The 14869-nt window shown below is 68.0% G+C and carries 12 protein-coding genes; 5 read left to right on the top strand and 7 right to left on the bottom strand.

Annotation, left to right across the window (positions count from 1 at the left end):
• Positions 1–14: 14 nt before the first annotated feature.
• The 3 genes from M0L44_RS14920 to M0L44_RS14910 are packed head-to-tail and all read right to left on the bottom strand — an operon-like array spanning position 15 to position 3254.
• Positions 15–530, bottom strand: coding sequence for an LEA/WHy family protein (locus M0L44_RS14920; protein ID WP_252770611.1), 516 nt, complete (start codon positions 528–530; stop codon positions 15–17).
• Between the two features lie 43 nt (positions 531–573).
• Positions 574–996, bottom strand: a complete 423-nt coding sequence (cueR, locus tag M0L44_RS14915) for a Cu(I)-responsive transcriptional regulator (RefSeq protein WP_252770610.1) — start codon at positions 994–996, stop codon at positions 574–576.
• Entirely contained in the window at positions 993–3254 is a 2262-nt protein-coding gene (locus M0L44_RS14910; protein ID WP_435526426.1) for a heavy metal translocating P-type ATPase, read from the bottom strand. The genes cueR and M0L44_RS14910 overlap by 4 nt, the downstream gene beginning before the upstream one ends.
• A gap of 151 nt (positions 3255–3405) precedes the next feature.
• Between M0L44_RS14910 and M0L44_RS14905 the strand changes: the two genes are divergently transcribed.
• The gene (locus M0L44_RS14905; protein ID WP_252770608.1) at positions 3406–3612 is read left to right on the top strand and encodes a heavy-metal-associated domain-containing protein; all 207 of its coding nucleotides are present in this window, start codon (positions 3406–3408) and stop codon (positions 3610–3612) included.
• A 5-nt stretch (positions 3613–3617) separates the two neighbouring features.
• Positions 3618–5156: a bifunctional aminoglycoside phosphotransferase/ATP-binding protein gene (locus tag M0L44_RS14900; protein WP_252770607.1), complete on the top strand. Its 1539-nt coding sequence runs from the start codon at positions 3618–3620 to the stop codon at positions 5154–5156.
• Between the two features lie 24 nt (positions 5157–5180).
• Here the strand turns inward: M0L44_RS14900 and M0L44_RS14895 are convergent, their stop codons facing one another.
• The 4 genes from M0L44_RS14895 to M0L44_RS14880 all read right to left on the bottom strand — a co-directional run bounded on the left by M0L44_RS14895 (position 5181) and on the right by M0L44_RS14880 (position 9853).
• The gene (locus tag M0L44_RS14895) at positions 5181–5636 is read right to left on the bottom strand and encodes a universal stress protein (protein ID WP_252770606.1); all 456 of its coding nucleotides are present in this window, start codon (positions 5634–5636) and stop codon (positions 5181–5183) included.
• A gap of 2 nt (positions 5637–5638) precedes the next feature.
• Positions 5639–6583 (bottom strand): M14 family metallopeptidase, encoded by a 945-nt coding sequence (locus M0L44_RS14890; protein WP_252770605.1) that lies wholly within the window; start codon positions 6581–6583, stop codon positions 5639–5641.
• Between the two features lie 372 nt (positions 6584–6955).
• Positions 6956–8287 (bottom strand): OmpP1/FadL family transporter, encoded by a 1332-nt coding sequence (locus M0L44_RS14885; protein WP_252770604.1) that lies wholly within the window; start codon positions 8285–8287, stop codon positions 6956–6958.
• Positions 8288–8392: 105 nt separating this feature from the next.
• A complete protein-coding gene (locus M0L44_RS14880; protein WP_252770603.1) occupies positions 8393–9853 on the bottom strand; it encodes an efflux transporter outer membrane subunit in 1461 nt (486 codons plus the stop codon).
• An 89-nt stretch (positions 9854–9942) separates the two neighbouring features.
• Here M0L44_RS14880 and M0L44_RS14875 point away from each other — a divergent pair, with 89 nt between their 5' ends.
• The 3 genes from M0L44_RS14875 (at position 9943) to M0L44_RS14865 (ending at position 14818) form a co-directional block, all read left to right on the top strand.
• Positions 9943–10560 carry a TetR/AcrR family transcriptional regulator gene (locus tag M0L44_RS14875; protein ID WP_252770602.1) on the top strand — a complete coding sequence of 206 codons (618 nt, stop codon included), beginning with the start codon at positions 9943–9945 and terminating at the stop codon, positions 10558–10560.
• A gap of 83 nt (positions 10561–10643) precedes the next feature.
• Positions 10644–11759, top strand: coding sequence for an efflux RND transporter periplasmic adaptor subunit (locus M0L44_RS14870; RefSeq protein WP_252770601.1), 1116 nt, complete (start codon positions 10644–10646; stop codon positions 11757–11759).
• Positions 11756–14818, top strand: coding sequence for an efflux RND transporter permease subunit (locus tag M0L44_RS14865; protein WP_252770600.1), 3063 nt, complete (start codon positions 11756–11758; stop codon positions 14816–14818). Before M0L44_RS14870 ends, M0L44_RS14865 begins: the two co-directional genes overlap by 4 nt.
• Positions 14819–14869: the final 51 nt, after the last annotated feature.

The raw sequence follows: 14869 nt of genomic DNA, 5'->3' as shown, positions 1-14869 counted from the left end.
TTGGATCGGGCCACTCAGCGTGGCAGGTTCAGGGTGCCCTTCTGGTCGAAGGGGATGCGGCCCAGGGCCGTGCCGATCTGGCCGTGCAGTTCATAGGGCACGCCCTGGCCATCGCCCTTGTCCAGCCCCTTGTCCAGCCCCTTGCCCTCGGCCATGCCCCAGGCCTGCTTGAGCAGGTTGAAGGTGGACACCGTCACCGGGATCTCCACCATCGTCTCGCCATAGCGGGGCAGGGTGCCCTTGGCATTGGTCACGCCACTGGCCACGCCTTTGCCGGCCAGTTTCAGGTCCAGGGTCAGGCCGTCGTAGTCCAGGTCGGTGGCGTTGGGGTTCTGCACGCGCAGGCGCAGCAGAAAGCGCATCTCCAGTCCCTTGCTGGGTAAGCCCTCCAGATCGGCCACCGTCACGCGCGGGGCCGTCAACCCAAAGCCGGCGCAGGCGGCCAGCAGCAGGGCGCCGGCCAGGGCCAGCAGGCGGGCCCGCCAGGCGGACAGGCGGAGAAGGGACAGCGAGGGCGGGGTGACGTGCATGGCAGCTTTCAGGATGGAGAACACCCCGACAGCAACGCGCCGGCTAGCGCCGGGGTGGACAGCAGGCGCCAGGCGGATCGTCCTGGGCCAGCCCGTCGAGGATGGGGCAGTTCGGTCGGTCGTCGCCATGGCAACAGGCCACCAGGTGGGACAGGGTGGTTTTCATGGCCTGCAGTTCCTGCACCTTGCGCTCCAGCGCCTCGATGTGCGCCTGCGCCAGGGCCTTGACCTGCCGGCTGGACCGGCCCCGATCCTGCCACAGGCTGAGCAACTCGCCGATTTGCGGAATGCCGAAGCCCAGGTCCCGCGCATGCCGGATGAAGCCCAGGGTGTGCACATCGCGCTCGCTGTACTGCCGGTAGCCCGCGTCGGTGCGGGGCGCTGCCGCCAGCAGGCCCACCGATTCGTAGTGCCGGATCATCTTGGCCGACACGCCCGAGGCGCGGGCCGCTTCGCCGATGTTCATGCCGTCGTCTCCGTCGGGGCTTCGGGGTGGCTGGCTGCCGCCGGCCGCCAACGCCTCAGCAGCAGCGCGTTGCTCACCACGCTGACGCTGCTGAAGGCCATGGCCGCGCCGGCCACCACCGGGTTGAGCAGACCCAGCGCCGCCAGCGGAATACCCACCACGTTGTAGACAAAGGCCCAGAACAGGCCCCGCCGCAGCGTGGTGTGGGTGCGGCGGGAGATGTCGATCGCATCGGCCACCAGCACCGGGTTGCCGCGCATCAGGGTGATGCCTGCTGTCTCCATCGCCACATCGGTGCCGGTGGCCATGGCAATGCCCACGTCGGCCGCCGCCAGGGCCGGCGCGTCGTTGATGCCGTCACCCACCATGGCCACCACCTGGCCCTGGGTCTTCAGCGCCTGGACGATGCGGGCCTTGTCCTCGGGCAGCACCTGGGCATGCACCTCGTCGATGCCCAGGGCCTGCGCCACCTGCCGGGCCGCGCCCGCGTTGTCGCCCGTCAGCATGACCGTGCGCACGCCCAGGGCCTGCAGCCGGGCCACCGCCGCCCGGGCCACCGGCTTGACCGCGTCGCCGAAGGCCAGCAGGCCCAGCAGCACGGTGGCCTGCTCCGTGGACTGCAGCAGCCAGGACAGGGTGCGGCCCTCGTCCTCCAGGCGCCGGGCATCGCCGGCCAGCGGGCCGGCGTCCAGCCCATGTTCCTGCAACAGCCGGGCGCTGCCCAACAGCAGGCGTTCGCCCCCCAGCAGGCCCTGCAGGCCGCGGCCGGGCAGGGCGCTCACCTCGGTGGCGGCGGGCAGGGCGGCCGGGAACAGGCCGGCCACATGGGCCATCACCGCCTTGGCCAGCGGGTGTTCGCTGGCCTGCTGCAGGCCGGCCGCCCGCACCAGCACCGAAGCCTCGGTCTGCCCCGGGGCCGGCAGCACGGCCACCAGGCTGGGGCGGCCTTCGGTCAGGGTGCCGGTCTTGTCAAAGGCCACGGTGGTGACGGCATGGGCCAGCTCCAGCGCCTGGGCGTCTTTGATCAGGATGCCGTGGCGCGCCGCCACACCGGTGCCGGCCATGATGGCCGTGGGTGTGGCCAGGCCCAGCGCACAGGGGCAGGCGATGACCAGCACCGACACCGCGTTGATCAGCGCCGGCTCCCAGTCGCTGCCCGCCAGCAGCCAGCCACCGAAGGTGAGGGCGGCCACCAACAGCACGGCCGGCACGAAGACCGCCGCCACCTGGTCCACCAGGCGCTGGATGGGGGCCTTGCCGGCCTGGGCCGATTCCACCAGCCGGATGATGCGGGCCAGCGTGGTCTCGGCACCGATGGCGGTGGTGCGCACGGTCAACGCCCCCTCGCCGTTGATGGCGCCGCCGGTCACCCGGCTGTCCACCGTCTTGAGCACGGGGCGGCTCTCGCCGGTGATCAGCGACTCGTCCACATGGCTGCGGCCTTCGGTGACCACGCCGTCCACCGCCACCCGCTCGCCCGGGCGCACCTGCACCACATCGCCCACGGCCACCTGGGCCACCGGCAATTCCAGCACCTGACCATCGCGCAGCACCCGCGCGGTGTCCGGCCGCAGGGCGTTCAGGGCGCGGATGGCGTCGGTGGTCTGGCGCTTGGCCCGCGCTTCCAGCCACTTGCCCAGCAGCACCAGGGTGATGACCGCCGCCGAACCTTCAAAGTACAGGTGCGGCATGGCGTCCACGCCCCAGCTGCGCCACAGCAGGTACAGCGACAGGCCGTAGGCGGCCGAGGTGCCCAGGGCCACCAGCAGGTCCATGTTGCCGCTGGCCGCGCGGGCGGCCTTCCAGCCTTCGCGGTAGAAGTGGCGGCCGAACCAGAACTGCACCGGCGTGGCCAGGGCCAGCTGCCACAGCCCGCTCAACATCCAGTGCAGGCCGGCCAGTTGCAGCAGCATGGGCAGCATCAGCGGCAGCGTCAGAACGGCGCTGGCCGCCACCGTCCAGCCGCTGGGCAGCTTGGCCGGCGGGGCAGGCTGGCTTTCCACCACGGGCTGGGCGCCGTAGCCGGCTTTCTCCACCGCCGCCAGCAGCGGGGCCAGCCGCAGCTCGGCGCCGCCGGTCACCTGCGCACGCTCGGTGGCCAGGTTGACCTGGGCCTCGGCCACGCCGGGCACCTTCTTCAGGGCCTTTTCCACCCGCATCACGCAGGAGGCGCAGCTCATGCCTTCGATCTGGATGTTGAATGCGTGCGTTGTGGTGGCCATGGCAGCAGGGCAGCTCGAGAACAGGGATGAGGGCATCCTCAAGCCTCCCATCATAGGAAGGTCAAGCCAGGCCGGCATGACCCGACTGCAAGCCCGGGCGTGGCACACTGCCATTGACCTTCCCACGATGGGAAGCGCCACAGTGCCGGCATGCCGATCGCACCGACCGGCCCCCTCTGGAGATGCCATGAGCCAGTTCCTCGTTCCCGACATGACCTGCGGCCACTGCGTGAAGGCCATCACCGCCGCTGTGACCGAAGCCGACCCTGCCGCCACGCTGCAGATCGACCTGCCCAGCCACGTGGTGAGCGTGAACAGCCAGGCGCTGAGCGACGATGCGCTGCTGGAAACCCTGCGCGAGGCGGGCTACAGCCCGACCCTGCAGACCGCCTGACGGCCATGGGCGCGCAGGGCTCCCTGGCCGATGGCTTGGCCCGGTCTCTGGCCCGGCGCAGCGGCCTGCCGGTGGCCCGCGCCGAAACCCACATCTCGTGGCTGCTGTTCTGCGGCCCCGACGCCTACAAGCTCAAGAAGCCGCTGAAGCTCACCTTCCTGGACTTCAGCACGCTGGCCCTGCGCCAGCACTTCTGCGAGGAGGAGCTGCGCCTGAACCGGCGCCTGGCGCCTCAGCTCTATCTGGACGTGCTGCCCGTGACCGGCCCCGCCGAGGCGCCGGCCCTGGGCGGTACGGGTCCGGTCATCGACCATGCGCTGCACATGCGGCGCTTTGCCGACGACGCGCTGTGGTCCACCCGGCTGGCCCAAGGGCGGCTTACGGCGGACGACCTGACGCAGTTGGGCGAGCGCCTGTCGGCCTTTCACGGCACGGCACCGCGCGCCGCGGCGGACGGCGACCACGGCCAGCCAGCGGACATCGCCGCCGCCACGGCCAAGGTGCTGGCGCCGCTCCTCACCTGGCCGCACAGCGCTGCACAGGCCCAGCCACTGCAAGCGTGGCTCCAGGCAGAGGAAGCGAGGCTCATGCCCTGGTGGCGGCGCCGCTTGGCCGAGGGCTTCGTGCGCGAGGGCCATGGCGACCTGCACCTGGGCAATGTGGTGCAGCTGCCCGAGGGCCCCACCGCCTTCGACTGCATCGAGTTCGACCCGGCCCTGCGCTGGATCGACACCCTGAACGACCTGGCCTTCCTGACCATGGACCTGCAGGTGCGCGGGCGCAGCGACCTGGCCTTTGCCCTGCTGGATGGCTACCTAAGCCACAGCGGCGACTGGGACGGCCTGACCGGCCTGCGCTACTTCGAGGTCTACCGGGCGCTGGTGCGGGCCATGGTGGCCGGGCTCAGACAAGGGCAGGGCGGCGCGAGCGCCGATGAACCGGACTACCTGGGCTGGGCGCTGCGCCACATCACGCCGCCCGCGGGGGGCCGAGGCGCGCCGCTGCTGATCACCCACGGCCTGTCGGGCTCGGGCAAATCGACCTGGGCGCGGGCGCTGCTGCAGGCAGCCGGCGCAGTGCGGCTGCGCTCGGATGTGGAGCGCAAACGCCTGTTCGGCCTCGGGCCGCTGGACGACTCACACGCCCACGGCCTGGACATCTACACCGCCGAGGCCACCCAACGCACCTTTGCGCGGCTGGAAGACACGGCCCGCACGTTGCTGCAGGCCGGCTACCCGGTGATCGTGGACGCGGCCTTTCTGCGGCGTGACCAGCGCGAGCGCTTTGCTGCGCTGGCCCAGGCCTTGGGCAGCCCCTGGCTCATCCTGCACTGCCAGGCCGGGCCGGAGGAGTTGGCACGACGACTCGCCCAGCGCACGGCCACCGGGCAGGATCCCTCCGAAGCGACCGCGGCGGTGCTGAAGCAGCAGCAGGGCCATGCCCAGGGTCTGGACACTGACGAAGCTCGCGCCGCCATCACCGTGGGCGAATGCAACGCCGCTGGCGTGGCTCAGGTGCTTCAGCGTTGGCTGGAGCCGCACTGAGCCGGAAGAGGAAACAAGCGCGGATCAGCGCGGCGCTTCGCCGTGGCGCACCAGCAGCACCGGCACCGGGGCATGGCGCACCACCAGTTCGGCGTCGCTGCCCAGGGTCAGGCGGCTCAGGCCGCGGCGGCCGTGCGTGCCCATGACGATCAGGTCGCAACCGGCCTTCTCGGCCTCGCCCACCACCACATCGGCCACCCGTCCGCCGATGACTTCGCGCTCCACCACCTCGGCTGTCACACCCACCGCCTGAGCCGCAGCCTGGGCCTTGGCCAGCACCTCCTTGCCGTAGCGGCGCAGGTCATCCTGCACCTCCTGGTAGCTGGCCGCCGCGGCAAAGTCCACCAGCATGGGGTATTGGTCGACCACATAGAGCAGCAGCAGGGCGGTGGAACTGCCCTTGGCCAGCTTCAGGGCCTCCTGAAGACCGCACTCGGCGGTCGGGCTGCCATCCACGGGGACGAGGATCTTCGTGTACATGTTCAACACTCCTTGGAAGCGTGGGTCAGGAATTCGATGGCTGCATTGACGGCGGCCACCTGGGCGGCATTGCACTGGGCCGGGCTGGCCGTCGGACTGTCGGGATAGACCTCGGTGGTGGTGACGAAGCGCGCCGCCGTCATCGCGCCACACAGCCCCAGCGAGCGTTTGGCGTAGTTGATCACGCCATGTTGTTGCACAGGTTCACCCAGGATGCAACCGCGCTCGTCGGCCTCGGCAATGTGGGTGACCTGCCGCACCGCGTCGATCAGCGCCCGCTGGAAGGTCGGGGCCGGGCGCTCGGTGTCGCCCACCAGATAGAAGCCATCGGGGATCGGGTCCCAATGGAACACCCCGCCATCGCGCGCCGCCTTGGCCGGGCCAAACTCGCTGTTGTCGGTGTCCGTGGTTTCATGCAGGTCGATGTGCAGGGCCACCTCGCCGGCCTGCGCCGCCACGCAGGCCATGGCCAGGGCCGACTCGGCCGCCGGGCTCCCGGGCTTGAACTGCCGGTTCGGATCCAGCGCGTCCGGGTTCCAGCGGTTGATCGTCTCGTAGCCCCAGGGGCTGATGCAGGGCAGCACCAGCAGGTTGAAGCGTTCGGCGGCGCGCGCAAAGTCGTCACGGATCCACTGCAGCGCGCCCTGCACGCCGCTGGTTTCGTAGCCATGCACGCCGCCCGTCACCAGCACCGTGGGGCGCTCAGCCAGCCACTGCCGGCTGCGCACCGCGTGGAGCGGATAACGCCCCAGGCCCAGCCGGGTGTAGTCCAGTTCGCCGTAGGTCAGCAGTTCGGCCTGAGCGGGCAGGGCGGCCAGCAGGCGGCCCACCACCTCATCCTGGTGGCAGCGGTGCCGCTGCTGCCGCTGCAGCCAAGTGGCACGCTCCAGCGGCCCCCAGGGAGTGCCGGGCGTGCCAATGTCGTAAGCGGGGCGGGGCGCCGACACGGGGGCGCCGGGGAAAGTCTGTGTCACGGTTGTTGCGTCGATCACTGCAATGCCCATCACGATACACCCGCATTTCTGCCTCGGCAGCATGCCCGGCATCGATGATGCCGATGGAGAACCCAGGCCGTGAGCAACCCCGATGATCTGCCCGTGCTGGACGCCGCCGCCTGGTCGGTCGGCGCCCCGATCGCCATCGACTACGCCCCCCAACAACCGATCCGGCGTGTGGGTCTGCCGGCAGCGCCACAAACCGTTACTGCGCCACACGGAATACGGAGGCCATTCCGGCGGCGAGCGGATTCGGGCGGTGGCGTCAGGATTGGTGGCGTGACGTGTGGCTGGCGGGCGGCGTCTCTTGCCAGGGGAGCCCCGTCAGGGCATCCAGGCGTATTGAGCAGACACCGCCAGGATGTTGCTTCCCAGCTTGTAGGAGCCTTGCAATGTGCTTCCCGTGGCGGCGGTGAGGTTCACGGCCGCGTCCTTGAGGAACAGATGCGTGTACCCCAGGCTGTAGCTCATGCGTTTGCTCGCACGCCACGTCGCCCCGAGCGACAGCCAGCGCCGGTCCACATCGGGAACCCGGACATCCCGCAGAGCGTTGGTCACAGGTGTTTGGTCATAACCGAGGCCACCACGGACGGTCCAACTGTCGTCGGCTTGGTACTCCGCCCCCACCGAGTAGAAGGAAGTGTTCCGATAGCCGAAGCGCAGCGTCTCGTTGGGCAGTTGGGAGTCGAAGTCCAGCACCACGTTGTTGAACCTGCTCCACGCGGTGTGGGAGTAGTCCGCCATCACCGTCCATCGGTCATTCAGCTGCTGGCTGGCACTGACCGTCCAGGAGGCCGGCAAGATCAGCTCCGTGCGGGCCGTCGTGTTGACGAAGGTGTTGGGGCGGACCGCGGACAGCACGGCATTGGCGCTGTCGGGCACCGAAAAGTTCACACCAACGTCGTCGGGCTTGTGCTTGACCTCGGAGCGATAGGCCACGCCGACCGACAGACCCTCGCTGGGGCGGAGCAGCGCCCCGAGGGTATAGCCAAGCGTCGTGTTGTGGCCATTGATGTCAGTGCGCCCATCGGCGCTGCCTGGCAGAAAGCCAGGGACGTGCGAGCCTGCCAACATGGCACCGAAGTCGACGGCGTCGCGCAGCTTCACATCGAGTCGCTCGACGAAGAGGGACGCGCCGAGCGACAGCATGTCGTTCACTTTGTAGGAGCCCGCTGCCCCCATGTCGACCGCCTTCAGTTCGGTCTTGATCCCGTTGTAGCGGCCCATCCAGCCGTCGGCGTACTCGGTCTTGAAGCCGAAGGGGGCCGTGATGAAGAGGCCCAGGTGGACCTGATCCGTCAGCGGCGTGTGGAAGTACAGCGAAGGAACAGGGGCCGTGTCCCCGGCATCTCCTCCGTTGCCTCCCGCGAGTGGGCGCCCCAGTGCGTCCTTGCCGGTGCCGTTGAACTTGACCGAGTAGTCGATGACGGCCAGGTCCGTCTGCAGCAGCGGCCCGTTGAGCAGCGTCATGGCGGCCGGGTTGTTCGCGACGACCGTGGCGTCCCCCCCCTGGCTGATGGACCCGGCGAAGGCGCGACCTTGCCCTGCGGCACTCTGCTCCTTGAGCTGAAACGCCGCAGCGCTGGCGGTGCCGACGCAGGCCAGGCTGGTCGTGAGGGCGAAGAGGGCTTGGCGATGTGTCTTCTGGAACGGCATGTTCAGTTTGTCTCCTGTGTAGTGGGCTCGGGGGCCCGTGGTGATGTCGCATGGCCCGGTGAACCGTCCCAAGACCTGCCCGGAATGGCCAGCGGACGTCATGCGTCAGTTCATGGCTGTCAGGCCGGGCTCATCGGGTTGCCACCCTCCGCCCAGCGCCCTGAAGGTGGCCACGGCGGCACGCGCGGAATCGGTGCGCGCCTGCACCTGTGCGTCGGAGGCCGATAGCAGGCGCTCGTCCGCCTGCAGAACCTCGATGAGGCTGACCACGCCCCTCTGGTAAGCGGCCAGGGACGACGCTCGCGCACTGGCCAGGGCGTCCACGCCTTGCGTCAGCACCGCCAGTTGCTCTTCGCGCTTGACCAGCGCGGACAGCGCGTCTTCCACGTCTTCCGTCGCACGCAGCGCGGCAAGTCGGTAGGCAGCCAGCATTTCCGCCTCTTGCCCCTTGGCCTGGTCAATCTGGGCGTTGATGCGCCCGAAATCGAACAGTCGCCAGCGCAGCCCCAGCACACCTGCGGCCTGGGTGGCCCCACCCGTGAACAGATTGCTGCCGGAAACGGAGGTCGCGCTGCCGATCAGGCCACTGACTGAGAGCTTGGGAAAGTACTCGGCGACAGCGGCGCCGATGCGCGCGTTTGAAGCCGCCAGACGGCGCTCTGCCACGATCAGGTCGGGCCGGCGTCGCAGCAAATCGCTCGGGGAGCCGATCGCGGAGATGGGCGGAGGGGCGGGAATGGCCTGGGCGCCGGTGAGTTCCGTGCGATGGGTTCCCGGCGGGGTGCCCAGCAAGACATCCATCGCGTTCATGGCCACGTCCAGCCCGGCCTCCATGGCCGGCACCGAAGCACGGGCCTGCGCGAGCGCGCCTTCCGCTTGCCTGACCTGACGTTCTGCGGCGAGTCCCTTGCTGTGAAGGAGGCCGACGATTCTCAGCAACTCCTGCTCCGTCTGAACCTGTCGGCGTGCGACATCCAGACGGGCCTGGAGCCCACGGATGACGAGATAGGTATCGGCCACCTGGGCAGCGACGGCCAAGCGCGCGGCAGTGGCACCCGCTGCGGAGGATTCGTACTCCGCAAGCGCCGCCTCTCGCTCTCGGCGCAGGCCACCGAAGAGGTCCAGCTCCCAGCTCGCCCCCAGGTCGGCCTCGTAGGCATTTCCATAGCGGTCAAAGCCCGGGCGCGAGTTCAGGATCTGGCCCAACGGTGTCTCAACCGACTGATACGCCCGGCTGGCCTGACCGCTCACATTGCCAGAGGGAAGCAACGCCGCGCCGGCCGCCCCGAGCCCCGCACGCGCCTGGGTCACGCGCGCAGATGCCTGTGCGAGGTCCAGGTTCTGCGCCAAAGCCCGGTCCACGAGGCGACTCATCTGGGGATCGTCAAAGCCGTTCCACCAGGTCGCCATGCCTGCGCTGGCCTCCCGGGAAGGTCGCTCGGCCGCGGCTTGCCCCTGGAACTGCGCTGGCAAGCTCACGTCGGGACGGACATAGTCGGGGCCGACTGCGCAGCCCGCGAAGAGACTGATCGCAGCAAGCGCGGCAAGGGTGTGTTTCGGCAACATGGGGCATCCTTCATGCACAACATGAAGTGACCATAATACCAATTGGTCACTTGTTGTCCAACCCCATCACCTGACGTAAGCTCTCACCCATGAACAAGTCAGACACCCCCGCCGCTTCGACGCGAGGTCCGGCGGACCACGACGTGCGCGATCAAATCGTCGCGGCGGCCAAGGAGCATTTCAGCCATTACGGCTACGAGAAAACCACCGTCTCCGACCTGGCCAAGGTCATCGGCTTCTCCAAGGCCTACATCTACAAGTTCTTCGAGTCCAAGCAGGCCATCGGCGAGATGATCTGCGGAGGTTGCCTGGGTGAGATCGAGGCCGATATCCGGGCCGCAGTCAACGAGGCGGACCGGCCGCCGGAGAAGCTGCGACGGTTGTTCAAGGCCGCCGTGGATTCCAGCCTTCGGCTGTTCTTCCAGGATCGCAAGCTCTATGAAATCGCCGCCTCGGCGTGCATCGAGCGCTGGCGGCCCACGCTGGTCTACGAGCAGCGCATCCAGGAACTCATTCGGGAGATCCTCCAAGAGGGGCGTCAAAGCGGGGACTTCGAGCGCAAGACCCCTCTGGATGAGACGGTGATGGCCATCTATCTGGTCATGCGTCCTTTCCTGAACCCCTTGATCCTGCAGCAGAGCTTTGACTATGCCGAGGTGGCGCCGGGGCAGCTTTCCAGCCTGGTGCTTCGCAGCCTGTCACCCTGAGTGAGTCAAATGCAAAGTGACCATTGACTAAATTGGTCACAAGAATGAGAATGAAGCCCTGACCACTCCGCCAGGGGATCTTCATGTCTCGGTTCCGTTTTGCCGCACCTCTCGTCGTCTGTGCTCTGCCGCTGGCTCTGGCCGCATGCGGTGACAAGCCGGCCACCGATCCACGCACCGAGGTGCCGCTGGTCCGCGTGGTGTCCGCCCGGGACGCCGCCGCCACATCCCGCTCGTTCACCGGCACGGTCGCGGCCCGCGTGCAGAGCGACCTGGGCTTTCGCGTCCCAGGCAAGGTGCTGGAGCGTCTGGTGGACGCCGGGCAGACCGTCAAACGCGGGCAGGTGCTCATGCGCATCGATCCTGTGGATCTCGCGCTCGCGGCACACGCGCAGCAGGAGGTGGCTGCAGCCGCCCGCGCAAGGGCACAGCAAGCCTCGGAGGATGAGGCCCGCTTCAGGGATCTTCGCGGCACCGGGGCCATTTCAGCCTCCGCCTATGACCAGGCCAAAGCCGCCGCGGATGCCGCCAAGGCGCAGCTGAGTGCGGCTGAGGCCCAGTCGGAAGTGGCTCGCAATGCAACCCGCTATACGGAGCTGGTTGCCGATGGCGACGGCGTGGTCGTGGAAACGCTGGCCGAACCAGGGCAGGTGGTGAGCGCGGGGCAGCCGGTCGTGCGTCTGGCCCATGCGGGCCAACGCGAAGCGGTGATCCAGTTGCCGGAGACGCTGCGTCCCGCGATCGGCTCCACGGCGGAAGCCTCGCTCTATGGCAAGGACGGTGTGGTGGTGCCGGCCAGGTTGCGCCAGCTGTCCGATGCCGCAGACCGGCTCACGCGCACCTTCGAAGCCCGGTATGTGCTGGACGGCGAACTGTCGAATGCGGCCTTGGGCTCCACGGTCGTCGTGCGGATCAGCGACGCGGCCTCCAGCGCGCAGCGCAGTTTGAGCGTGCCGATGGGCGCCGTGTTCGATGCTGGCAAGGGCACGGGCGTCTGGATTGTCAACGGCAAGCCGTCAAGAGTCTCGTGGCGCCCGGTGACGGTCGAGCGCATTGAGGACGATGCTGCGCGGGTGACGGGCAGGCTCCAGCGAGGGGAACAGGTTGTTGCGCTCGGCGCGCATCTCTTGCGTGAAGGCCAGCAGGTGCGGCTCACGGAGCCCACCGTTGCCATCGCGGCCGAAGGAGTGCGCCCGTGAGCGACAGCCGCTTCAATCTCTCGGCGCTCGCCGTGCGGGAACGCGCCATCACCCTGTTCCTGATTCTCCTGATCTCGGCCGCCGGCGTTCTGGCGTTCTTCAAGCTCGGCCGTGCGGAAGACCCGCCCTTCACGATCAAGCAGATGACGATCGTCACCGCCTGGCCGGGCGCCACGGCGCAGGAGATGCAGGACCAGGTGGCCGAGCCGCTGGAAAAGCGCATGCAGGAGTTGCGCTGGTACGACCGCACGGAAACCTTCACCCGTCCCGGTCTGGCCTTCAACATGGTCTCGCTGCTCGACAGCGCGCCACCGTCCGCAGTCCAGGAAGAGTTCTATCAGGCCCGCAAGAAGATCAGCGACGAGGCCAAGAAACTGCCTGCGGGCGTCATTGGCCCGATGGTCAACGACGAGTACGCGGACGTGACATTTGCGCTCTTGGCCCTGAAGGCCAAAGGCGAGCCCCAGCGGCTGCTGGCACGCGACGCGGAAACGCTGCGCCAGAGGCTGCTGCATGTGGCGGGGGTCAAGAAGGTCAACATCATCGGAGAGCAGCCGGAGCGCATCTTCGTCTCCTTCTCCCATGACCGCCTGGCGACCCTGGGGGTGGCGCCGCAGGACATCTTCACCGCGCTCAACAACCAGAACGTCCTGACGCCCGCCGGCTCGATCGAAACCAAGGGACCGCAGGTCTTTCTGCGTGTCGATGGCGCCTTCGACTCGCTGGAGAAGATCCGCCAGACGCCGATCGTCGCGCAGGGGCGCACGCTGAAGCTGTCGGATGTGGCCAGTGTCGAGCGCGGGTATGAAGATCCCGCGACCTTCCTGGTCCGCAACGGCGGCGAGCCGGCGCTGCTGCTGGGCGTCGTGATGCGCGACGACTGGAACGGGCTCGATCTTGGCAAGGCACTCGAATCCGAGGTCACCCAGATCAACGCGGACCTCCCGCTGGGCATGTCCTTGACGAAGGTGACCGATCAGGCCGTCAACATCCGCTCGGCCGTCGATGAGTTCATGGTCAAGTTCTTCGTCGCCCTGCTGGTCGTGATGGTGGTCTGCTTCCTCAGCATGGGCTGGCGCGTCGGCATCGTGGTGGCGGCGGCCGTGCCGCTGACCCTGGCAGCCGTGTTCGTGATCATGGCCGCCTCCGGCAAGAACTTCGACCGCATCACGCTGGGCTCGCTGATCCTGGCACTCGGCCTGCTGGTGGACGACGCGATCATCGCCATCGAAATGATGGTGGTGAAGATGGAGGAGGGCTACAGCCGCATCGCCGCGTCGGCCTACGCCTGGAGCCATACGGCGGCCCCCATGCTGTCCGGCACGCTGGTCACGGCCATCGGCTTCATGCCGAATGGATTTGCCCGTTCCACGGCGGGTGAATACACCAGCAACATGTTCTGGATCGTCGGCATCGCGCTGATCGCGTCCTGGGTGGTGGCGGTGGCGTTCACGCCCTACCTTGGCGTCAAGCTGCTGCCGGACTTCAAGACAGTGGAGGGCGGACACGCGGCCATCTACGACACCCCCCACTACAACCGCTTCCGCCGGGTGCTGGGCCGCGTCATTGCCCGCAAGTGGATCGTTGCCGCAACGGTGATCAGCCTGTTCGTGATGGCGGTGCTCGGCATGGCCGTGGTCAAGAAGCAGTTCTTCCCGACCTCCGACCGGCCGGAAGTGCTGGTCGAGGTTCAGATGCCCTATGGCACCTCGATCGGGCAGACCGGCGCGGCCACGGCGAAGGTCGAGGCCTGGCTGGCCAAGCAGCAGGAGGCCAGGATCGTGACCTCCTACATCGGCCAGGGCGCACCGCGTTTCTTCCTGGCCATGGCGCCCGAGTTGCCCGATCCCTCGTTCGCCAAGATCGTGGTCCTGGCGGGCAACGACAAGGAACGGGAGGCGCTCAAGCTCAGGCTGCGACAGGCGGTGGCCGACGGCCTGGCGCCCGAAGCGCGGGTGCGCGTCACCCAGATCGTGTTCGGCCCTCCGTCGCCTTTCCCGGTGGCCTACCGGGTGATGGGCCCCGACCCCGACAAGCTGCGCGAGATCTCGGCCCAGGTCGAAGCTGTCATGCAGGCCAGCCCGATGATGCGCACCGTCAACACGGACTGGGGCCCGCGTGTTCCCTCCCTGCACTTCACCCTCGACCAAGACCGGCTCCAGGCCGTGGGGCTGAGCTCCAGCTCGGTGGCTCTGCAACTGCAGTTCCTGCTGAACGGGGCGCCGCTGACGGAAGTGCGCGAGGACATCCGCTCGGTGCAGGTGGTCGGCCGCGCGGCCGGCGACATCCGTCTGGACCCCGCGAAGATCGCCGGCTTCACGCTGGTCGGATCGTCTGGGCAGCGCATCCCGCTGTCGCAGGTCGGCAAGGTCGAGGTGCGCATGGAAGACCCGATCCTGCGGCGGCGCGACCGCACGCCCACGATCACCGTGCGTGGTGACATTGCCGACGGCCTGCAGCCGCCCGACGTGTCGACGGCCATGACCAAGCAGCTGCAACCGATCATGTCCAAGCTGCCGAGCGGCTACCAGATCGTGGAGGCCGGCTCCATCGAGGAGTCCGGCAAGGCCACGGTCGCCATGCTGCCGATCTTCCCCATCATGGTGGCGGCCACTCTGCTGATCATCATCCTGCAGGTCCGATCGATCGCCGGGATGGTGATGGTCTTCCTGACCAGTCCGCTGGGGCTGATTGGCGTCGTGCCCACACTGATCCTGTTCCAGCAGCCCTTCGGCATCAATGCACTGGTCGGCCTGATCGCGCTGTCGGGCATCCTGATGCGCAACACGCTGATCTTGATCGGACAGATTCGCGAGAACGAACAGGCTGGGTTGGGCCCATTCCGTGCGGTGGTCGAAGCAACCGTGCAGCGCGCCCGCCCCGTGATCCTGACGGCGTTGGCGGCCATCCTGGCCTTCATTCCGCTGACCCATTCAGTGTTCTGGGGCACGCTGGCTTACACGCTGATCGGGGGAACCCTGGCCGGGACGATTCTGACGCTCGTTTTTCTACCGGCCATGTATTCGATCTGGTTCAAGATCAGGCCAGAAAATACCTGAATCCCTCAAGAACAGCGACCCAATCGAAATTCATCCTGCCCACAGGATCTG

The organism is Ideonella oryzae, from assembly GCF_024055665.1.
In the GTDB taxonomy this organism is placed as follows: domain Bacteria; phylum Pseudomonadota; class Gammaproteobacteria; order Burkholderiales; family Burkholderiaceae_C; genus Ideonella; species Ideonella oryzae.
Note: the sequence above shows the minus strand (reverse complement) of the source record. Positions and strands in the feature narration are given on the sequence as shown.